The organism is Comamonas sp. UBA7528 (assembly GCF_002479375.1).
Lineage (GTDB): Bacteria > Pseudomonadota > Gammaproteobacteria > Burkholderiales > Burkholderiaceae_C > Comamonas.
The window spans coordinates 21,292-42,545 of record NZ_DLMU01000002.1; the positions used below are offsets into that span (position 1 = coordinate 21,292).

General features: G+C 62.5%; 16 protein-coding genes. 12 read left to right on the plus strand and 4 right to left on the minus strand.

The window, feature by feature from the left end:
• The first annotated feature begins 9 nt into the window (after window positions 1-9).
• The 8 genes from lpxA to B3349_RS02005 all read left to right on the plus strand — a co-directional run bounded on the left by lpxA (window position 10) and on the right by B3349_RS02005 (window position 9,132).
• Window positions 10-807: an acyl-ACP--UDP-N-acetylglucosamine O-acyltransferase gene (gene lpxA / locus B3349_RS01970; RefSeq protein ID WP_291585985.1), complete on the plus strand. Its 798-nt coding sequence runs from the start codon at window positions 10-12 to the stop codon at window positions 805-807.
• 36 nt (window positions 808-843) lie between these two features.
• Complete coding sequence (gene lpxB, locus B3349_RS01975) at window positions 844-1,977, plus strand: lipid-A-disaccharide synthase (protein ID WP_291586301.1); 1,134 nt, start codon at window positions 844-846, stop codon at window positions 1,975-1,977.
• Window positions 1,949-2,596, plus strand: a complete 648-nt coding sequence (gene rnhB / locus B3349_RS01980) for a ribonuclease HII (RefSeq protein ID WP_291586302.1) — start codon at window positions 1,949-1,951, stop codon at window positions 2,594-2,596. The genes lpxB and rnhB overlap by 29 nt, the downstream gene beginning before the upstream one ends.
• Window positions 2,593-3,375 carry a TrmH family RNA methyltransferase gene (locus tag B3349_RS01985; protein WP_414646836.1) on the plus strand — a complete coding sequence of 261 codons (783 nt, stop codon included), beginning with the start codon at window positions 2,593-2,595 and terminating at the stop codon, window positions 3,373-3,375. Before rnhB ends, B3349_RS01985 begins: the two co-directional genes overlap by 4 nt.
• 174 nt (window positions 3,376-3,549) lie before the next feature.
• Entirely contained in the window at window positions 3,550-4,722 is a 1,173-nt protein-coding gene (gene carA / locus B3349_RS01990) for a glutamine-hydrolyzing carbamoyl-phosphate synthase small subunit (protein WP_291585989.1), read from the plus strand.
• A complete protein-coding gene (gene carB, locus B3349_RS01995) occupies window positions 4,715-7,963 on the plus strand; it encodes a carbamoyl-phosphate synthase large subunit (RefSeq protein ID WP_291585991.1) in 3,249 nt (1,082 codons plus the stop codon). The genes carA and carB overlap by 8 nt, the downstream gene beginning before the upstream one ends.
• Window positions 7,964-8,184: 221 nt before the next feature.
• Window positions 8,185-8,661, plus strand: coding sequence for a transcription elongation factor GreA (gene greA, locus B3349_RS02000; protein WP_066535897.1), 477 nt, complete (start codon window positions 8,185-8,187; stop codon window positions 8,659-8,661).
• 21 nt (window positions 8,662-8,682) lie between these two features.
• Window positions 8,683-9,132, plus strand: coding sequence for a DUF4149 domain-containing protein (locus tag B3349_RS02005; protein WP_414646837.1), 450 nt, complete (start codon window positions 8,683-8,685; stop codon window positions 9,130-9,132).
• 164 nt (window positions 9,133-9,296) lie between these two features.
• On the opposite strand, the gene B3349_RS02010 is transcribed toward B3349_RS02005, so the two are convergent.
• Both B3349_RS02010 and B3349_RS02015 read right to left on the minus strand, forming a co-directional pair.
• Complete coding sequence (locus B3349_RS02010; protein ID WP_291585993.1) at window positions 9,297-10,049, minus strand: glycosyltransferase; 753 nt, start codon at window positions 10,047-10,049, stop codon at window positions 9,297-9,299.
• 32 nt (window positions 10,050-10,081) lie between these two features.
• A complete protein-coding gene (locus B3349_RS02015) occupies window positions 10,082-10,552 on the minus strand; it encodes a YhbY family RNA-binding protein (RefSeq protein WP_280012621.1) in 471 nt (156 codons plus the stop codon).
• A 32-nt stretch (window positions 10,553-10,584) separates the two neighbouring features.
• Between B3349_RS02015 and B3349_RS02020 the strand changes: the two genes are divergently transcribed.
• The 4 genes from B3349_RS02020 to glmM all read left to right on the plus strand — a co-directional run bounded on the left by B3349_RS02020 (window position 10,585) and on the right by glmM (window position 15,641).
• Entirely contained in the window at window positions 10,585-11,241 is a 657-nt protein-coding gene (locus B3349_RS02020; RefSeq protein ID WP_291585997.1) for an RlmE family RNA methyltransferase, read from the plus strand.
• Window positions 11,242-11,424: 183 nt separating this feature from the next.
• Complete coding sequence (gene ftsH / locus B3349_RS02025) at window positions 11,425-13,347, plus strand: ATP-dependent zinc metalloprotease FtsH (RefSeq protein WP_291585999.1); 1,923 nt, start codon at window positions 11,425-11,427, stop codon at window positions 13,345-13,347.
• Window positions 13,348-13,428: 81 nt separating this feature from the next.
• On the plus strand, window positions 13,429-14,271 hold the full coding sequence (folP, locus tag B3349_RS02030; protein WP_291586001.1) for a dihydropteroate synthase: 843 nt from the start codon (window positions 13,429-13,431) through the stop codon (window positions 14,269-14,271).
• A 35-nt stretch (window positions 14,272-14,306) separates the two neighbouring features.
• Window positions 14,307-15,641, plus strand: a complete 1,335-nt coding sequence (glmM, locus tag B3349_RS02035; protein WP_291586002.1) for a phosphoglucosamine mutase — start codon at window positions 14,307-14,309, stop codon at window positions 15,639-15,641.
• A gap of 85 nt (window positions 15,642-15,726) precedes the next feature.
• On the opposite strand, the gene B3349_RS02040 is transcribed toward glmM, so the two are convergent.
• Window positions 15,727-17,961 carry a sensor domain-containing protein gene (locus tag B3349_RS02040; RefSeq protein WP_291586004.1) on the minus strand — a complete coding sequence of 745 codons (2,235 nt, stop codon included), beginning with the start codon at window positions 17,959-17,961 and terminating at the stop codon, window positions 15,727-15,729.
• A 185-nt stretch (window positions 17,962-18,146) separates the two neighbouring features.
• Window positions 18,147-21,104 carry a bifunctional diguanylate cyclase/phosphodiesterase gene (locus tag B3349_RS02045; RefSeq protein WP_291586006.1) on the minus strand — a complete coding sequence of 986 codons (2,958 nt, stop codon included), beginning with the start codon at window positions 21,102-21,104 and terminating at the stop codon, window positions 18,147-18,149.
• Window positions 21,105-21,254: the final 150 nt, after the last annotated feature.

Consider the following 21,254-nt stretch of genomic DNA (forward strand, 5'->3'; position numbering starts at 1 on the left):
TGAGGTCCTGTGGAACAAGACTGCCTGATTCATCCCAGTGCCATCGTCCATCCCCAGGCGCAGCTCGATAGCACTGTGCGGGTGGGGCCGTACGCCGTGGTGGGGCCCAAGCTGCGCATTGGTGCGCACACCACGGTGGGGCCGCATTGCGTGCTGGAAGGCGACACGGAAATTGGGTGCCATAACCAGATCTTTCAGTTCGCCTCGCTGGGGGCGCAGCCGCAAGACAAAAAGTATGCGGGCGAACCCACGCAACTGATCATCGGCGACCGCAACACCATCCGTGAGTTCTGCACCTTTAATACCGGAACGGTGCAGGATGGCGGTGTGACGCGCATCGGCAATGACAACTGGATCATGGCCTATGTGCACATAGCACACGACTGCGTTGTTGGCCACAACACCATTTTGGCCAACAACGCGACCCTGGCGGGCCATGTGCATGTGGGGGATTGGGTGATCCTGGGTGGCTTGACCGGAGTGCACCAGTTCACCCGGATCGGTGCCCATGCCATGGCCGGCTTTGCCAGCCATATCTCGCAGGATGTGCCGCCCTTCATGATGGTGGATGGCAATCCACTGGCCGTACGCGGTTTCAATATCGAAGGTCTGCGCCGCCGGGGCTTTGGCGAGCAGCGCCTGCGTGCGGTCAAGCAAATGCACCGTCTGTTGTACCGCCAGGGGCTGACCCTGGAGGCTGCGCGTGCAGCCATTGCGGCGCTGGCCGTCGAGTTGCCGGAGGCAGCAGCCGATGTGCAGGCCATGCTGGACTTTCTGGCGGCTTCCCAACGCGGCATTGCCCGCTGATAGCCTGTGACTAGCGATAGCAATGCCCGACTGGCCATGGTGGCCGGCGAGACATCCGGTGACCTGCTGGCCGGCTTGCTGCTGGACGGTGTGCACGCCCGCATGCCCCAGGTGCAGGCAGCGGGCATTGGTGGTCCGCAGATGGCGGCGCGTGGCTTCGATGCCTGGTGGCCCAGCGAAAAACTGGCCGTGCATGGCTACAGCTGGGAGCTGGTGCGCCGCTTGCGCGAAATCCTCTCCATCCGCAAGCAGTTGCGCCAACGCCTGCTGGTGGAAAAGCCTGCAGTGTTCGTGGGAGTGGATGCGCCGGACTTCAACCTGGGGCTGGAGCGGGATCTGCGCACTGCGGGCATCAAGACGGTGCACTTTGTGTGCCCTTCCATCTGGGCCTGGCGTGCCAACCGGATCGACAAGATCCGTGCTGCAGCAGACCATGTGCTGTGCCTGTTTCCGTTCGAGCCAGCCTTGCTGCAGCAGCATGGCATTGAGGCTACCTATGTCGGCCACCCGCTGGCGGCCGTGATCCCGATGGAGCCTGACAAGGCGGCGGCGCGTGCCAGACTGGGCCTGGCCTTGGACCGCAAGGTGCTGGCTTTGCTGCCGGGCAGCCGTTCTGCGGAAGTGCAGTACATCGCCAAACCGTTTTTTGCGGCGGCGGCGTTGGTGCGGGCGCAGATGCCGGAGGTCCAGGTGGTGGTGCCGGTCGTACCCCAGCATTGGCAGCGCATGCAGCAAGCCGTGCGTGAAGCCGGTGTGCAGGAGTGGGTGCAACTGGTGCAAGGGCAGTCACACGATGTGCTGGCCGCCTGCGATTGCACCTTGATCGCCAGCGGCACGGCCACGCTGGAGGCGGCGCTGTTCAAGCGACCGATGGTGATTTCTTACCGCATGCACCCCATCAGCTGGCGGCTGATGCGGCGCAAGCAATTGCAGCCCTGGGTGGGGCTGCCCAATATTTTGTGTTCTGATTTCGTGGTTCCCGAATTACTGCAAGACGCTGCCACGCCCGAGGCGCTGGCGGCTGCAAGCCTGGACTGGCTGCAGTCCTATGACCAGCAGCCTTCCAAGATTGCTGGGCTGCAAGCGCGTTTCAGCGCGCTGCACCACACCCTGTTCCGCGACACTTCTGCGCTGGCTGCCGATGCGATCCAAAAACTCATGTGCCGCTGAGCAGGCTTGCCTGCAGTGGCACGCGCCTGGCCTGGTGGCCGGTGTGGATGAAGCTGGACGCGGCCCCTTGGCGGGCCCGGTGGTGGCGGCGGCGGTGATTCTGGATGATCTGCATCCGATTGCCGGCCTGGCGGACTCCAAAAAGCTCACTGCTGCACGGCGTGAGGCCTTGTTCGATGAAATTCGTGCCAAGGCGCTGTGCTTCTGTATTGCCGAAGCGTCGGTGGAAGAGATCGATCGCCTCAACATCTTGCAGGCCACGATGCTGGCCATGCAGCGCGCCGTCCTCGGCCTGCGTCTGAAGCCTGTGCGTGCGCTGGTGGATGGCAACCGTCTGCCGGTGCTGGAGATGCAGGGCGAAGCCATTGTCAAAGGCGATGCACTGGTGCCGGCCATCTCGGCTGCGTCCATTCTGGCCAAGGTGCACCGCGATCGCTGGTGTGATGGATTGCACGCCCGCTTTCCGCACTACGGTTTTGCCACGCACAAGGGGTACGGGACAGCGGCGCATCTGCTGGCTTTGCGTGAGTTTGGCGCGTGCCCGGAGCACCGCACTTCATTTTCTCCGGTGACCAAGGTCTTGCAGGCTGCGGCGCTCTCAGTGGGGGTTGGCGCATGATGCAGCACACCATGATTCAGTCGCGTGACAACGCCTTCGTCAAAGAACTGCGCCGTCTCTCCCAGGAAAGTACCGCCTACCGCAAGCAAGGCCAGGTCTGGCTGGAGGGCGACCACCTGTGCCGTGCGGCACTGGCCCGGGGCTTGCGTCCCAAGGTGGCGGTGTTTGCCGAGTCGGTCTGGCCGCAGGTACCGGCGGAGTGGGTGCAGTCCGCCGGCAAGGCGGTGGTGCTGGCGGACAGCCTGTTTGCGGAGATCAGCAGCCTGGAGTCGCCTGCGCGCATGGGCTATGTGATGGAATGGGATGCGGGTGCACAGGTCCAGCCAGGTGTGGCCGCCGTGGTGCTGGACCGGGTGCAGGACGCGGGCAATGTGGGCTCCATTTTGCGCAGTGCGTCCGCCTTCGGTTTTGGCCAGATTGTGGCGCTGAAGGGGACGGCAGCGCTGTGGAGCCAGAAGGTGCTGCGTGCCGGCATGGGGGCGCATTTCGGCCTGCATCTGGTGGAGGCCGCTTCCATCGCGGAGGTGCAGGCCTTGCAGCTGCCGCTGGTGGTGACCAGCTCGCACCAGGGGACCTTGATCCACGAGGCGGCCTTGCCCTGGCCCTGCGCCTGGGCCATGGGGCACGAAGGGCAGGGTGTGGGCGATGCCCTGATGGAGATGGCTGAGCACCGCATCAGCATTGCCCAGCCCGGAGGGGAGGAGTCGCTGAATGTGGCTGCTGCAGCGGCGATCTGCCTGCATGCCAGCAGCGTAAGCATGTTGCGTGCGCTCGGGTAATCCCGCAGCAAGTCAAAGGGCTGAAGCGGAGAGAGCCTATAATGGGCGGCTTTCAAGCATTCCTTCATACGCCTAGCGACGCTCCCTCGCCATACCCTGCTGACACAAACACTGTCCCCACGCACGCGCGGGGGCTGCGTTGGGCGTAACCGTAATAAAAAACCGGAGAACCCAGTGCTTTTGTCTCTCAAGGGAGCCTTCCCACCCGCCATCCTGGCGCTCGCAGACGGCACGGTCTTTATTGGCAACTCGATTGGTGCGCAAGGCACCACGGTGGGTGAAGTCGTTTTCAACACTTCGCTGACCGGCTACCAGGAAATCCTCACCGACCCCAGCTATTGCCAGCAGATCGTGACGCTCACGTATCCGCACATCGGCAACTATGGTGTCAATCCTGAAGACGTCGAAGCCGACAAGATCCATGCCGCAGGTCTGATCATCAAGAACCTGCCATTGCTGGCCAGCAACTTCCGCAGCACCCAGACACTGTCCGAGTACCTGGTGGATGGCAAGACGGTCGCCATCGCCAATATCGATACCCGCAAGCTCACGCGTCTGCTGCGTGACAAGGGTGCGCAAAATGGCGCGATTGTCGGCCTGGCGGCTGGTGAGGAAGTGACCCAGGCCAAGATTGACGAAGCCATTGCTGCTGCCCAGGCTGCGCCCGATATGAAGGGTCTGGATCTGGCCAAGGTGGTGACCACGGCCAAGCCGTATCCCTGGACCGAGGCCGAGTGGACGCTGGGTGAAGGCTACGGCCAGCTCGAATCGCCCAAGTTCAAGGTCGTGGCCTATGACTTCGGCGTGAAGAAGAACATTCTGCGCATGCTGGCCGAGCGTGGCTGCGATGTGACCGTGGTGCCTGCCCAGACGCCCGCCAAGGATGTGCTGGCGCTGAATCCCGATGGCGTTTTCCTGTCCAACGGCCCTGGCGACCCGGCCCCCTGCGACTATGCGATTGCTGCGGCGCAAGAGATCATGGCCTCCGGCAAGCCGCTGTTCGGTATCTGCCTGGGGCACCAGATCATGGCCCTGGCCTCCGGTGCCAAGACCTTCAAGATGCAAAACAGCCACCACGGCGCCAACCATCCCGTGAAGGACCTGGATTCCGGCCGGGTGAGCATCACCAGCCAGAATCACGGTTTTGCGGTGGAGCTGGAGTCGCTGCCCGCCAACGTGCGCGCCACGCACATCAGCCTGTTTGACGGCACGCTGCAAGGTCTGGAGCGCACCGATGTGCCCGCCTTCTGCTTCCAGGGCCACCCCGAGGCATCGCCCGGCCCGCACGATATTGGCTACCTGTTCGACCGCTTCACAGCGCTGATGGAGAAACACAACAATGCCTAAGCGCAACGACCTTCAAAGCATTCTGATCATTGGCGCCGGTCCCATCGTGATCGGTCAGGCCTGCGAGTTTGACTACTCCGGCGTGCAGGCCTGCAAGGCCCTGCGCGAAGAGGGTTACAAAGTCATTCTGATCAACAGCAACCCTGCCACGATCATGACCGACCCGGCCACCGCCGACGTCACCTACATCGAGCCCATCACCTGGCAGACGGTCGAGAAGATCATCGCCAAGGAACGTCCTGATGCCATTTTGCCCACCATGGGTGGCCAGACCGCTCTGAACTGTGCGCTGGACTTGTGGAAGCACGGCGTGCTGGACAAGTACCAGGTGGAGCTGATCGGTGCCAAGCCGGAAGCCATCGACAAGGCCGAAGACCGCCTGAAGTTCAAGGACGCCATGACCAAGATCGGTCTGGGCTCCGCGCGCTCCGGTATCGCCCACACCATGGACGAAGCCTGGGATGTGCAAAAGAAGGTGGGCTTCCCCACCGTGATCCGCCCCAGCTTCACGCTGGGCGGCACGGGCGGCGGTATCGCCTACAACTCGGAAGAGTTCGAAACCATCTGCAAGCGCGGTCTGGAAGCCTCCCCCACCAATGAGCTGCTGATCGAAGAGTCGCTGCTTGGCTGGAAAGAGTACGAGATGGAAGTGGTGCGTGACACCGCGGACAACTGCATCATCGTCTGCTCCATCGAAAACCTGGACCCCATGGGGGTGCACACCGGTGACTCCATCACCGTGGCGCCGGCACAGACTCTGACCGACAAGGAATACCAGATCATGCGCAATGCATCGCTGGCGGTTCTGCGTGAAATCGGTGTGGACACCGGCGGCTCCAACGTGCAGTTCTCGGTGAACCCCAAGGACGGTCGCATGATCGTCATCGAGATGAATCCCCGCGTGTCGCGTTCCTCGGCGCTGGCGTCCAAGGCCACCGGCTTCCCCATCGCCAAGATCGCGGCCAAGCTGGCCGTGGGCTTCACGCTGGACGAGCTGAAGAACGAAATCACTGGCGGCAAGACCCCGGCGTCGTTCGAGCCCTCGATTGACTACGTGGTCACCAAGATCCCGCGTTTTGCGTTTGAGAAGTTCCCCGCTGCCGACAACCGCCTGACCACGCAGATGAAGTCCGTGGGCGAGGTGATGGCCATCGGCCGTACCTTCCAGGAATCCTTCCAGAAGGCCCTGCGCGGTCTGGAAGTGGGCGTGGACGGCATGAACGAAAAGACCCAGGACCGTGAAATCCTGGAAAAGGAACTGGGCGAGCCCGGTCCAGACCGCATCTGGTATGTGGGTGACGCGTTTGCGGCCGGCTGGACGCTGGACGAAGTGCACAGCATCACCAAGATCGACAAGTGGTTCCTGGTGCAGATCGAAGAGATCGTGAAGATCGAGCTCGAGCTGGACCAGTTGGCTGCAGCCAAGGGCGACGGCGCGCTGGCATCGCTGGATGCACAGACCTTGCGTACCCTGAAGCAAAAGGGCTTCTCGGACCGCCGTCTGGCCAAGCTGCTGCACACCACCGACCAAGCCGTGCGTGAAGCACGCAAGGCCCTGAAGGTGCGTCCCGTGTTCAAGCGCGTGGACACCTGCGCGGCCGAATTTGCCTCCAACACGGCGTACATGTACTCCACGTACGACGAGGAGTGCGAAGCCGCGCCCACGGACAAGAAGAAGATCATGGTGCTGGGCGGTGGCCCGAACCGCATCGGCCAGGGTATCGAGTTTGACTACTGCTGCGTGCACGCCGCCATGGCCATGCGCGAAGATGGTTATGAAACCATCATGGTCAACTGCAACCCCGAAACCGTGTCGACCGACTACGACACCTCCGATCGCCTGTACTTCGAACCGCTGACGCTGGAAGACGTACTGGAGATCGTGGCGGTCGAGCAGCCCGCTGGCGTGATCGTGCAGTACGGCGGCCAGACGCCGCTGAAGCTGGCCCTGGGGCTGGAAAAAGAAGGCGTACCCATCATCGGCACCTCGCCCGACATGATCGATGCGGCGGAAGACCGCGAGCGCTTCCAGCGCCTGCTGCAACAGCTGAACCTGCTGCAGCCGCCCAACGCCACGGCCCGTACCGAAGCCGAAGCGCTGGAAAAGGCGGCCGGCCTGGGTTATCCGCTGGTGGTGCGTCCTTCCTATGTGCTGGGTGGCCGTGCGATGGAAATCGTGCACGAGCAGCGCGATCTGGAGCGCTACATGCGCGAAGCCGTGAAGGTCTCCAACGACTCTCCCGTGCTGCTGGACCACTTCCTGTCCAACGCCATCGAGTGCGATGTGGACTGCGTGCGCGACCGCGAAGGCAAGGTGTTCATCGGTGGCGTGATGGAGCACATCGAGCAAGCTGGCGTGCACTCCGGTGACTCTGCCTGCTCGCTGCCCCCTTACTACCTGAAGGCCGAGACCGTGGCCGAGATCAAGCGCCAGACGGCCGAGATGGCCCATGGCCTGAACGTGGTCGGTCTGATGAACGTGCAGTTCGCCATCAAGGAAGTGGACGGCAAGGACGTGATCTACGTGCTGGAAGTGAACCCCCGCGCGTCGCGCACGGTGCCGTTCGTCTCCAAGGCCACGGGCATCCAGCTGGCCAAGGTGGCTGCACGCTGCATGGTGGGCGATACGCTGGCCGAGCAGGGCATCACCAAGGAAGTGACGCCGCCGTACTTCAGCGTCAAGGAAGCCGTGTTCCCGTTCGTGAAGTTCCCCGGTGTGGACACCATCCTCGGTCCTGAAATGAAGTCCACCGGTGAAGTCATGGGCGTGGGCAAGACCTTTGGCGAAGCCTTTGTGAAGAGCCAACTGGGCGCCGGCGTCAAGCTGCCGACCGAAGGCAAGGTGTTCCTGACCGTGAAGAACAATGACAAGTCCCGCGCCGTGGCGATTGCCAAGGAGCTGGTGGCCATGGGCTTCACGCTGTGCGCCACGCGCGGCACGGCCGCTGCCATCGCCGAAGCCGGTGTGGAAGTGCAGACCGTGAACAAGGTCACCGAAGGCCGCCCCCACATCGTGGACATGATCAAGAACGACGAGATCGCCCTGGTCATCAACACGGTGGAAGAGCGCCGCAACGCCATCGCCGACTCGCGCGCCATCCGTACCAGCGCCTTGCTGGCCCGGGTGACCACCTTCACCACCATCTTTGGTGCGGAAGCGGCGGTGGATGGCATGAAGGCCCTGCGCGGCAATCTGGATGTGTACTCGGTACAAGAGCTACACGCCCAGCTGACGCATTGACAGGGCACGGCCCGGACAGCCCGACGGGACTGCCGGGTTTTACCGGAGGGATGCCGTGGCAAACACGGCATAATGGCCGGTAATGAATTGACAAGAACCGCCGCGCGGCAACGTGCGGCGGTTTGCTTTTGGGGCACGGGCCCCTGTCCGGCGTGGTCCGGCAAGGCCCTGCCAGGAGTGCCGCGTGCTGCGCGGCGTTTGCTGAATTTGGAGACTTGACTATGGCCACCATCCCCATCACCAAGCGCGGAGCGGAAAAGCTCAAGGTGGAACTGCAGCGCCTGAAGACGGTGGAGCGTCCTGCCGTGATCCAGGCCATCGCCGAAGCGCGCGCACAGGGCGACCTGAGCGAAAACGCCGAGTACGAATCCGCCAAGGAACACCAAGGCTTTGTCGAAGGCCGCATTGGCGAAATCGAAGGCAAGCTGTCGGCTGCCCAGATCATCGATCCTTCGGCCCTGGACGCTGGAGGCCGTGTGGTGTTTGGCGCCACGGTGGATCTGGAAGACGAAGACAGCGGCGTGGCGGTGACCTACCAGATCGTGGGCGAGGATGAGGCCGACCTGAAGCTGGGCCTGATCAACGTGTCCAGCCCCATTGCCCGTGCCCTGATCGGCAAGGAAGAGGGCGATGTCGCTGTGGTGCAAGCCCCGGGTGGCGAGCGCCGCTACGAAGTGGTCGCGGTCAAGTACCTCTAAACACGGTTTCACCCCACCGGCATGACCCCGCTGCAAGCACGCCTTCCGCTGCTGCTGGCTGCCCTGTGGTGGGGGAGCCTGACGGCCATGGGCGGCGTGGCCGTTCCGGTGCTGCAGGCACACCTGTCATCGCCCACCCAGGCGGCGGCGGCGTGCGCTGCGCTGCTGGCCGCGCAGACCTGGATTTCCATCGCATGCTGCGCGCTGCTGCTGGTGGTTTCCAAGCGGAAGTACGCCGAACGGCAGGAGGCCTGGGCGCAAGCTGTCATGGTGTTTGTGCTGGGCGGGCTGTTGCTGGCACTGGTGGCGCAATACGGCATGGCGCCGCGTGTGGCAGCCAGACAGGGCGCCGTCTGGCAGTACGCTGCAGTGGCCATGCAGGTGCTGCAGTGGCTGTGCGCGCTGTGCACCTTGTGGAAGGTGGCCGCGTTGGCGGGACGGGGCGAGGAGGAGGCCACGCTGCCGGCTTGATGTCCCGCAGATGGGGCGCATGCCTGCGGCAGTGCTGCCGGATGGTCAGTGACCAGGGCAGCGTGCAATCGGTCACCGGCAGGCCATAAAAAAAGCAGTCCATCGGACTGCTTTTTTTATGGGGTCATGCCCCCCATCAGCGGCAGGGGGCTTTCCTGTGGCGCTTATTCGCGCCAGTGTTCGGCCACCCAGCGGGCGGGCTTGATGAAGCGAAAACGCCGGTTGCGCCGACCAGCCAATGCGTCGGGCGGGTTGCACTCTCCGTGGAAGATGACGATGCGCGCGCCTTCGGGCACAAAGGGCTCTTTCCAGTAGTTGGTGGGCCAGCTCGGAATGCCGTGGTACTTGAAGCTGGGGCACCATTCGGCGGGCCAGTACTGGAGCTTGCCTTGCTTGTGCAGAAAGTCCGACAGATAGGCCTGTTCGTTGCGGAACTGCTTGCGGATTTCCTCGAAGTGGCCACGGAAATATTCCAGCACATCCGGGTGGGCGCCCAGCTCGAAGCGGTACACCGACGAGTTGCCTGTGATGCGCCAGGGGCGTTTGTGGTCGTGGATGATGAGGAATTCACCGGGGTAGGTGAAGAACTCGTCCAGCGGGCCGGTGATGACCACATCCACGTCCAGGAACAGGGCCGTGCCTTTCAGCCCGTGCAGATCGGCGGAGAAGGTGGTCAGCTTCGTCCAGCCGCGCTCGGGAATGCCAGCGGGCAGGTCCAGCGAGGGAATGGGCAGGCATTCCACCTCGGAACGAATCCCTTCGCTGTTGTCGGTCAGGCAGACAAAGCGAAAATCTCCCTTGAGATGGCGGCGCACCATGGCGTAGAGACGGTTGACGTACTCCGGGCCGTACTTGGTGCCCCACTTCATGCAGAGGATGTGGCGCTCAGGCGTCGCCGATGTCGTATTCAGTGCCATGGCAGGTGTGTCGTGGGCGTGCGCGGCAGCGCTCAACCCAGGCGGCTTTTCTTGACCGATTTTTGCTTGGGCTTGGCGCGCTTGATCTGGCCGCCGGCGGTCAGGCGCTGGTTGCCCAACACGCGCAGCTGCTTGACTTCAGGGCGCTGGCCGGCTTTGCCGAACTTCAGCACCTTCACGTCGCGTGGGCCGGGCATGCGGTCTTCATCGAAGGCCTTTTCCTTTTCAGGAATCGGGCGCCACAGCACCAGCAGCTTGCCGATGTGCTGGATGGGGGCTGCGTTCAGCTCGTCGCACAGCTGTTGGTAGATCTGGTCGCGGGCAGCGCGTTCGTCGCCGAAGACGCGGACCTTGATCAGGCCATGGGCATTCAGTGCCGCATCCACTTCTTTCTGGACTGCGGGTGTGAGGCCGTCACCACCGATCAGGACCACGGGGTCCAGGTGGTGGGCGTTGGCGCGGTGTTCCCGGCGCTCTGCGGGAGTCAATTCAATTTGGGGCATGGGCCGTATTATCGAGGCAGGAAGAATTTCGCATGAAGATCAATACCAAAAGCAAGAAAGTGGATAAGGCATGGCTCAACAACCATGTCAACGATCCCTATGTACAGGCCGCACAGAAAGACGGCTACCGGGCCCGTGCGGCCTACAAGTTGAAGGAGATCGATGAGGCACTCAAGCTGATCCACCCTGGTGACATTGTGGTGGATCTGGGATGCGCACCCGGTGCGTGGAGCCAGTACCTGCGCCGCAAGCTGGCCCCCAAGGGGGCCGCCGTGGGAGGCTTGAATGGCACCATCATCTCGCTGGACCTGCTGCCGATGGAGTCGATTGAAGGCGTGCACTTCATTCAGGGCGACTTCCGCGAGGAATCGGTGCTGGCGCAGCTGGAAGAAGCGGTGCAGGGACGGCTGGTGGATGTGGTGGTGTCGGACATGGCCCCGAATCTGTCGGGCAATTCCACGACGGACGGCGCACGCATCACCCACCTGATCGAGCTGGCGGTCGATTTTGCCACCCACCACCTCAAGCCCGAGGGGGCGTTGGTGGTCAAATTGTTTCACGGTCCCGGTTATGAAGAGCTGGTGGGCCTGTTCCGCCAGACTTTTCGCACGGTCAAGACGTTCAAGCCTAAATCTTCGCGCATCCGCTCATCGGAAACATTCCTGATTGGAATGGGTCTCAAGACCTGATGCCGCTTTGATGTGGATCAATCGCGGGTGTTGTCCCCTCCGCTGGGCGGATATTTCACGGAGACCTATCGCCTTGGCAGGAATAAGGTTTCGATCCACATGCTTGAAACACCTAAAATGCATCCCATATGGATGACATCGTCCGTATGTGCATGAATTTCGCCTTTTTCATTGGAGCCCCGCTTGAACAATCAGTGGTTTTCTAAAGTTGCCGTATGGCTGGTCATCGCCATGGTGCTGTTCACGGTGTTCAAGCAGTTTGACACCCGTGGTGGTGCTAGCGCTGGTTATGTCGGCTATTCCGACTTCCTCGAAGATGTGCGCAGCAACCGCATCAAGAGTGTCACCATCCAGGAAAGTCCTGGCGGCACCGAGATCATGGCAGTCACCAATGACGACCGCCGTGTGCGCACGACCGCGACCTACCTGGACCGAGGTCTGGTGGGCGACCTGATCAACAACAACGTCAAGTTCGACGTCAAGCCGCGTGAAGAAGGCTCGCTGCTGATGAGCCTGCTCATCAGCTGGGGTCCGATGCTGCTGCTGATCGGCGTGTGGGTGTACTTCATGCGCCAGATGCAGGGTGGTGGCAAGGGCGGCGCGTTCAGCTTTGGCAAGTCCAAGGCGCGCATGCTCGACGAGAACAACAACACCGTCACCTTCGCCGACGTCGCAGGCTGCGACGAGGCCAAGGAAGAAGTCAAGGAAGTCGTCGACTTCCTGAAGGATCCCAACAAGTTCCAGAAGCTGGGTGGCCGTATTCCGCGTGGTCTGCTGCTGGTGGGCCCTCCCGGTACGGGCAAGACGCTGCTGGCCAAGTCGATTGCGGGCGAAGCCAAGGTGCCGTTCTTCTCGATCTCGGGCTCCGACTTCGTGGAAATGTTCGTCGGCGTGGGTGCTGCCCGTGTGCGCGACATGTTCGAGAACGCCAAGAAGAATGCGCCTTGCATCATCTTCATCGATGAAATCGATGCGGTGGGCCGCCAACGCGGCGCCGGCATGGGCGGCGGCAACGATGAGCGCGAGCAGACACTGAACCAGATGCTGGTGGAGATGGATGGTTTCGAAACCAACCTGGGTGTGATCGTGGTGGCGGCCACCAACCGTCCCGACATCCTGGATGCCGCTCTGCTGCGTCCCGGTCGTTTCGACCGCCAAGTCTATGTGACCTTGCCGGACATCCGCGGCCGTGAGCAGATCCTGAACGTGCACATGCGCAAGATCCCTGTGGCGCAGGACGTGAACCCGGCCATCATTGCCCGCGGCACGCCCGGCATGTCGGGTGCTGATCTGGCCAACCTGTGCAACGAGGCGGCCCTGATGGCTGCGCGCCGCAATGCGCGTACCGTGGAGATGCAGGACTTCGAAAAGGCCAAGGACAAGATCATCATGGGTCCCGAGCGCAAGTCCATGGTCATGCCCGAGGAGGAGCGTCGCAACACGGCTTACCACGAAGCAGGCCATGCCCTGATCGGCAAGCTGCTGCCCAAGTGCGACCCGGTACACAAGGTCACCATCATTCCGCGCGGCCGTGCGCTGGGGGTGACCATGAGCCTGCCGGAGAAGGACCGCTACTCCTATGACAAGGAGTTCATGCTCAACCAGATCGCGATGCTGTTCGGTGGCCGCATTGCCGAAGAAGTGTTCATGAACCAGATGACCACGGGGGCATCGAACGACTTTGAGCGTGCGACGCAGATTGCCCGTGACATGGTGACGCGCTATGGCATGACCGATGCGCTGGGCCCCATGGTCTATGCCGAGCAGGAAGGCGAGCCTTTCCTGGGCCGCTCCATGAGCAAGCCCAGCGGCATCAGCGAAGAGACCATGCAGAAGGTGGATGCCGAAGTGCGCCGCATCATCGACGAGCAGTACCATCTGGCGCGCAAGCTGATCGAGGACAACTCGGACAAGATGCATGCCATGGCCAAGGCCATGCTCGATTGGGAAACCATCGATGCGGAGCAACTGGACGACATCATGGCGGGCAAGGAGCCACGTCCCCCCAAGGACTGGACGCCACGCAATCCCCCCTCGTCGGGTGACAGCGGCCACGGTGGTGGAACCCCTGCGGTAGACACCGATACAGCACCTACGGCGGTGTGATCGGGGTGCCGACAGGCACCGGAAAAGCGGGACTCTGTGGAGTCCCGCTTTGTTTTTTCAGATGAAATCCAAGGACGGGCGATGAATACATGCTGGCAGGTGACGCGCTTTGACATTGATCTGCGCCAACCGCGCGTCATGGGCATTGTGAATGTGACGCCGGATTCTTTTTCGGACGGTGGGCAGCATGCAGGTACCAGTGCTGCCATGGCACATGCGGAGCAGTTGCTGAAAGAGGGGGCTGACATCCTGGATATCGGAGGCGAATCCACGCGCCCCGGCAGTCCGGCGGTGTCCCTGGATGAAGAGCTGGCGCGGGTGCTGCCAGTGGTCAAGGAGGCCGTGCGCCTACAGGTGCCGGTGTCCGTGGACACCTACAAGCCGGAGGTGATGCAGGCGGTGCTGGATGCAGGCGCCGACATCATCAATGACATATGGGCTTTGCGCCAAGCGGGTGCCCGCGAGATCATTGCGGCGCATCCGCGCAGTGGCGTATGCCTGATGCACATGCACCAGACGCCGCAGACCATGCACCTACAGCACATGCAAGGCGATCCCGTTGCCCAGGTGCGCCTGTTTCTGGCGGAGCAGGTGGCATGTCTGGAGCAGTTGGGGGTTGCGCGCGAGCGCATCACGCTGGACTACGGCATTGGTTTCGGCAAGAGCGTGGAACAAAACTTTGCACTGCTTGCTAGGCAGCAAGAATTGCTGGCCCTAGACTTGCCGCTGCTGGCGGGGTGGTCTCGCAAGGGCTCGCTGGGAACGGTGACGGGCTTGCCCGTGCAAGAGCGCATGGTGCCCAGTGTGACGGCCGCCGTGCTGGCAGTGGAACGCGGCGCACGTGTCGTGCGTGTACACGATGTGGCGGACACGGTGGCCGCGTTGAAAATCTGGAATGCCATGCATGCACACGATGCGGCGTGAGCAACGGGTAGAGCCATAAAACGAGGAGGAGCGCCATGGCGCGTCAATATTTTGGTACCGATGGAATTCGGGGCACTGTCGGCAAGGCACCGATCACGGCCGATTTCGCACTGCGCCTGGCGCATGCGGTGGGCCGCGTGCTCAAGCGGACGCAAGATCGTCCGACGGTGCTGATTGGCAAGGACACCCGTATTTCGGGCTATATGCTGGAAGCTGCCATGGAGGCCGGCTTCAACGCGGCGGGGGTGGATGTCATCCTGCTGGGCCCGCTGCCCACGCCTGGCGTGGCCTATCTGACGCGCGCGCAGCGTGCCAGCCTGGGGGTGGTGATCAGCGCCAGCCACAATCCTTACCCGGACAACGGCATCAAGTTCTTCAGCGCGCAAGGCACGAAGCTGCCCGATGCCTGGGAGGAAGAGGTGGAGGCATTGATCGATGCTGAGCCCGCGTGGGTCGATTCGCGCAATCTGGGCAAGACGCGCCGGCTCAACGACGCGGCAGGCCGCTATATCGAATTCTGCAAAAGCACGTTTGCCAATGATTTGAGCCTGCGCGGTCTCAAGATCGTGGTAGATGCCGCCCATGGCGCAGCCTACCAGATTGCTCCGCAGGTGTTCCATGAACTGGGCGCCGACGTGGTGGCCATTGGCTGCCAGCCGGATGGGCTGAACATCAACGACGGTGTGGGGGCCACGTATCCGCAGGCACTGGCCGAGGCCGTCCGCGCCAACCACGCAGACTACGGCATTGCGCTGGATGGCGATGCCGACCGTCTGCAGATGGTGGATGCGCAAGGGCGCATCTTCAATGGCGATGAGGTGCTGTTCCTGATGGTGCAAGACCGCTTGCGACGCAGCGAACCGGTGGGCGGTGTGGTGGGCACCCTGATGACCAATATGGCGGTGGAAAAAGCCCTGGAAAGCCAGGGCGTTCCCATGGTGCGCGCCAAGGTAGGCGACCGCTATGTGTTGGAGGAACTGCAGCGGCGCCAATGGATTCTGGGCGGAGAGGGGTCGGGACATTTGCTGGCCCTGGACAAGCACACCACCGGTGATGGCCTGGTGAGTGCACTGCAGGTGCTGCAGGCCTGCGCACGCAGCGGCAAGACCATGGCAGCGCTGCTGGATGGGTTGACGCTGTATCCCCAGGTCATGGTCAACGTGCGCTTGCAGCCTGACCAGGATTGGAAGTCCAACACGGCATTGGCACAAGCGCAGACCATTGCCGAGAACGAGCTGGGCCATTATGGGCGGGTGTTGATTCGCGCCAGCGGCACGGAGCCTTTGCTGCGCGTGATGGTGGAAGCTCAGGATGCTGCGCTGGCAAACCGCTTGGCGCAAGGCCTGGCGGATGCTGCCCGTGCAGGATGATGGTGCATTTGGGGGGAGCCGACTGGGCCACCCCTCATAAAAAAACGGGGCCCTTCGTGGGCCCCGTTTTTTTATGATCCGCGCTTCAGTGAGACTGTGCGTAGCTGCGGAAGAAGTGCTCGAAGTCTCCTGCCTGCAGCGGCCGGCTGAAATGGTAGCCCTGCGCCTCGTCACAGCCTTGCTGTTGCAGAAATTCCAGTTGCGCCTGTGTCTCTACGCCTTCGGCCGTGGTTTGCATGCCCAGGGCCTGCGCCATGCGGATGATGGCGCTGACAATGGCGCGGTCATTGCTGTCGTGGTCAATGTCGCGGATGAATGACTGGTCGATCTTGAGCTTGTAAATCTGGAACCGTTTGAGCTGGCTGAGTGACGAGTATCCGGTGCCAAAGTCATCCATGGACAGCCGGATGCCGTGGGAGTTCAGGCGGTCCATCGTGGCTGTGGCCGTGCGGGGGTCCTGGACGGCGACACCTTCGGTCAGCTCCAGCTCCAGCAGGTCGGGCGAAATACCGGATTCGGTCAGGATGCGGCTGACCATTTCAGGCAGCTGGGGCTGGTGGAATTGAATCGCCGACAGATTGACGGCCACCTTGATGTTGCCCAGTCCCTGTTGGTTCCATTGCTTGAGCTGTTCCACGGCGGTCTTCAGCACCCACTCACCGATCTGCAGGATCTGTCCGCTGTCTTCGGCCACAGGAATGAATTCCGCCGGGGAAATGGAGCCCAGTTCAGGGTGGTGCCAGCGCAGCAGCGCTTCTGCGCTGCGAATCGATCCGGTGCGCAGGCACACCTGGGGCTGGTAATGCAGCTGGAATTGCTTGCGCTCCAATGCCCGGCGCAAGGCGTTCTCCAGCTGCAGTGCGCGCAATGACTTGGCGCGCATCTCCGGGGTGAAGAAGCGGTAGGTGTTGCGGCCATCCAGCTTGGCGTGGTACATGGCCACATCGGCCGCCTGGGTCAGGGCATCGAACTCCGTGCCGTCCTGCGGGTGCAGGGCGATGCCCATGGAGGGCGCAATGGTCAGCTCGTGGTGCTCGATCTGGTAGGGGCGCTGCGATGCCTCCTGCAGCTTGGCGGCCACGCGGGCAGCTCCCTGGGCGTTGGCTCCGGGCAGCAGTAGCACGAATTCGTCCCCCCCCAGACGCGCCACGGTGTCGCGCTCGCGCACGATAGAGCGCAGGCGCTTGCCGATTTCCACCAGCAGGGCATCGCCGACCTTGTGGCCCAGCGAGTCGTTCACATGCTTGAAATGGTCCAGGTCCAGAAAGATCACGGCCAGCGGCGTGCTGTTTTCGGTGGCGGTCTGGATGGCCCCGGCACTGCGCTGGGCCAGCAGCGTGCGGTTGGGCAGGCCGGTGAGTGGGTCGTAATGGGCCAGCCAGTAAATGCGTTCCTGGTCCTGCAGGCGGTCCTGCACTTCACGGTGCAGGTCGGCCACCGTGGAGCTCAGCTCCAGGGTGCGTTCACGCACCTGTTGCTCCAGCTGGTTCTGTACCTGTGCCAGATGCTGCTGCGCCAGCTTGCGGTCGGTGATGTCTTCGATGATCCAGACGCTGCCTTGCGAAAGATCGGAGGCATCCAGCAGCTTGCAGCGCATCTCGCATTCCAGCACGGAGCCGTCCTTGCGTTGCAGGGCGACTTCGGCCTCGAAGCGCAGGCCGTTCAACAGCACGCTCTGGCTTTTGTGCTGCAACTGCTCCCACGCCTGGGCGCTGGGGATGAAGCTGGTGGGGTCGATGTTCTGCAGCTCGCCAGGGTCGTAACCCAGCATCTGTTCCAGATGGGGGTTGCAGCGGGTGATTTTGCCTTTGCGGAAGAACGCAATGCCAATGGCCGCGTGGTCGAACAGCAGCTGCTTTTCCCGCAAGGCATTGCCCAGCAGCGACTGGGAGCGCTTTTGCTCATCAATGTCATCGATGATCCAAATGGAGCCTTCGCGCGTGTCGTCCGGGTTGATCAGGCGTCCGGTGAGCGCGCCCCAGAAAAGCCGCCCGTTCTTGCGGCGCATGAGGCGTTCGGTTTTGAAGACTTCACCGCGCGACAGCGTGGGGTAGGCGGTACGCCCCAGTTCGCGAAATTCGGTACGGGTCGGATGGAAGTTGGCACTGCTGATGCCTTCCATGTCCTGTGGATGCAGGTAGCCAAAGATTTCCGCGTAGCGCCGGTTGCAGCGCACGACCACCCGCTGGCGAATGAAGACGATGCCGACGTCGGCGCTTTCCAGCAGCGTCTGATGTTCCCGCAGCAGGCGTTGAACGGCATTCGACTCCGCACTTTCAAGGGGCAAGGCGTGCGAAGGCGCATTCAGCAAAGTGGACATGTGTGCGGAAGACACAAAAAGGGAAGCGACCCTGACCCGTCATGCGGGCAGGGGAGGTAAATGTGTACTTATGTTACACGCGCGCGTTATGCGCGGCGAATCTTATCCGTCAGGATGTTTGTCGGTTTGCACACTGGCTTGACTGCGCACAAAAAATACGCAAGTCCACTTTGCAGGGCGCTTTTTCAGGATGTCGGCGTGCAGGCCAGCAGCAGGGCTTCAAATTGCGGCGCGGGCAGCGGGCGGCTGAACAGATAGCCCTGCACAAAATTGCAGCCCTGTGCCTGCAGAAAATCCAGCTGCGCTTCGCTTTCCACGCCTTCGGCCAGGGTGTCCATGCCGAGCGCCTTGGCGATATGGATGATGGCCACAATGATGGCCCGGTCGTTGGCGTCCTGCTCCAGATCACGCACGAAGGACTGGTCGATCTTGAGCTTGTGAATCTGAAAACGCTTGAGGTAGCTGAGCGAAGAGTACCCGGTGCCGAAGTCGTCCAGCGCAATGCGCACGCCCTGGCGATTGAGCCTGTCCAGCATGTCAATGGCGGCGGCCGGGTCATCGACAGCGGCACTTTCGGTCAGTTCCAGCATCAGATGCTGTGCCGGCAGCCGGGCATGGGCCAGATTGCGGGCCACCTGCTCGGGCAGGTGGTGGTGCTGGAACTGCAGCGGTGACAGATTCACGGACACGGTGCGCAGCGCCATCCCCATGTCCAGCCAGCGGCGCATGTCCTGGGCCGCCGTGCGCATCACCCAATCGCCGATGCCGATGATGAGACCGGTGCTTTCCGCAATGGGTATGAACTCTGCGGGCGAGACCTGGCCCAGCTCGGGGTGGTACCAGCGGATGAGCGCTTCCGCGCCGATCACGGCTTTGGTGTGGGTATCCAGCTGGGGCTGGTAGTGCAGCGCGAACTGCTCTCGCTCCAGTGCGCGGCGCAGGGCATTGGCAATGTGCAGTGTGCGGGCGCTGCGCGCTTCCAGCTCGGCAGTGAAGAAACTGTAGCGGTTGCGGCCTGACTGCTTGGCACGGTACATGGCCGCATCGGCGCGCTGATAGAGGGTGTCAAAGCCATCGCCGTCCACGGGGTAGGTGGCGATGCCGATCGACAGCGAGATGGTGAGTTCGTGCCCATCGATTTGAAAGGGGGTGGTTGTGGTGTCCAGCAGCTTTTGCGCCAGCGCCTCCACATCGGCCATCTGCCGGCCGTAGATCAGTACCACGAATTCGTCCCCACCCATGCGCGCCACCGTGTCCTGGGGGCGCAATTGGAGTTGCAGCCGGCGGGCCAGGGCCACCAGTACACGGTCGCCGACACGGTGGCCCAGCGAATCATTGATGTTCTTGAAGTGGTCCAGATCCAGGAATAGCAAGGCGGCGCAGCCTTCGGCGGTACGCTGGTTCTGGATGGCTTGCGTGACACGTTCGGACAGCAGGCTGCGGTTGGGCAGGCCGGTGAGGGCATCGAAATGCGCCAGGTGCCGGATGCGCTCCTGGTCCCGGCGCTGCTGCGTGATATCGCGGAACAGGGTGATGCAGTGCGTCAGCCTGCCTTGCTCATCCCGCAAGGCCGTGATGGTCCGGTACTGCTGGTAAGCGGTGCCGTTGCGGTGCAGTCCCTGGGTTTCACCTTCCCATTGGCCGGTGCGCTGCACGATCAGATAGGGCTCGGCGGGTAGCTCGCTGGGTGCGCCGGATTGCGCCATGTCCAGGCTGGCCAACTGGCCGATGGCTTCGGCAGCTCCGAAACCACTCAGGCGGCAGTAGGCCGGGTTGATTTGGACGATGCGGTGCATGGCATCCGAAATGACAATGGCTTCACTGCTTTGGCGAAACACCTGGGAGGTCAGGTGCAGTTCTTGCTCGGCTTGTACCCGTTCGGTCACATCGCGCGACAGCACCATGAAGTGCGCTTCGGTGGCAAATGCCGGGCTTTTGCGGGCCACCGAGAGTTCGAACCACTTGCTGTGCCCATCGCGGGTTGGCACCTGCAGCCTGAACCCACTGGCCCAGCCAGATGTTTCGGCGATCTGCAAGGCATTGAATACGATCCGGCTGTCTTTTTCGGGCAGAAATTCCGTAAAGCGCTTGCCAATCAGAGTCTCCTGGGTGGCCGCCAGCATGTCGGGACGCGGGCTGTGCACACTGATGTAGTGCCCTTCGCGATCCAGTTCCATCAGTACGTCGGGGATGGCGTCGATGGTGGCGCGCAGCTGGCGTTGGGCGTCCTGAAGCTGCTGGGTGCGCTGGTTCACCACCCGCTCCAGATTGGCTTCATGGGCTTTCAGATGCAGCAACAGCTTGGTCAAGGCGCCGGTCAAGGATGCAAACAACAGGCCTGCCAAGGCCCGCATCAGCAAGGTGGTGGGATTGAGCCAGCCGCTGCGGGGCATGACGCTGAGCATCCATTCGCTGTTGGGCAATTCGATGCGCTGGTGCACGGTGGCGGCCGACAGGGTGGTGCCAGCCGCCTGGATGATCTGCGGGGTATCGCTGCCCGGCGGGACACGCCAGAGCACATAGTCGTAGCCGCGCGCGGTCAAGCGCTCCAGACGGGCTGTTTTCAGGACTGCTTCCAGGCGCAGGGTGACATTGGTGAAGCCCCAGAATTTACCGGCTTCCAGAAACACCGGCATGCGCCCCACGATGCCGGTGCCGCCCTGCGCCAGGGGCATGGGGCCGGCCAAGGTCAGCTGGTTGCTGTCGCGTGCCCGTTCGGCTTCGCGCTGCTGCAGGGGGGAGTTCAGCTGGTTGAAGCCCAGTGCCCCCTCGTTGCCCACCAGGGGCACCACGACCTGGATCACCCCGTTGGGCGCCAGGGACATGGCGCTGATTTCCGGGTACATCACGATCAGGTGGCGGGCCGTCTCTTCAAACGCCTGGATGGAGCCGTGGGTCTGCGCCACCGCGGCGGCCAGGGCTTTGTTGGCGGCCAGGGCCTGACCGATTCCGCGCTCCAGATAGCGCGCGTGGTCGGTGGCGACATCATTGGCCAGGGCGCGGGCCTGCTGCTGGTCCTGGCGTTCAAGGTGCCAGATCAGTGCGGTTGACAACAGCAAACCCAGGGTGAACACCAGCCACGCAACCGTGTTGGTGCGTCCGGCGTTCAGCAGCGGGGGGGCAGATGTGGAAGGTTCGGCCACAGTGGTCTCTTTCCCGAAGCATTATCACGGTGAGGGCCGGGATGGCAAGTCGCTGCGGCAACGCCTGTCCTGCCGCGGCTGGACTTGCGGTGGGGTCAGAGGTGCAGATGCTGCAGTTGCCCGGAAAAGCAAAACTTCCTCGGTACGTCG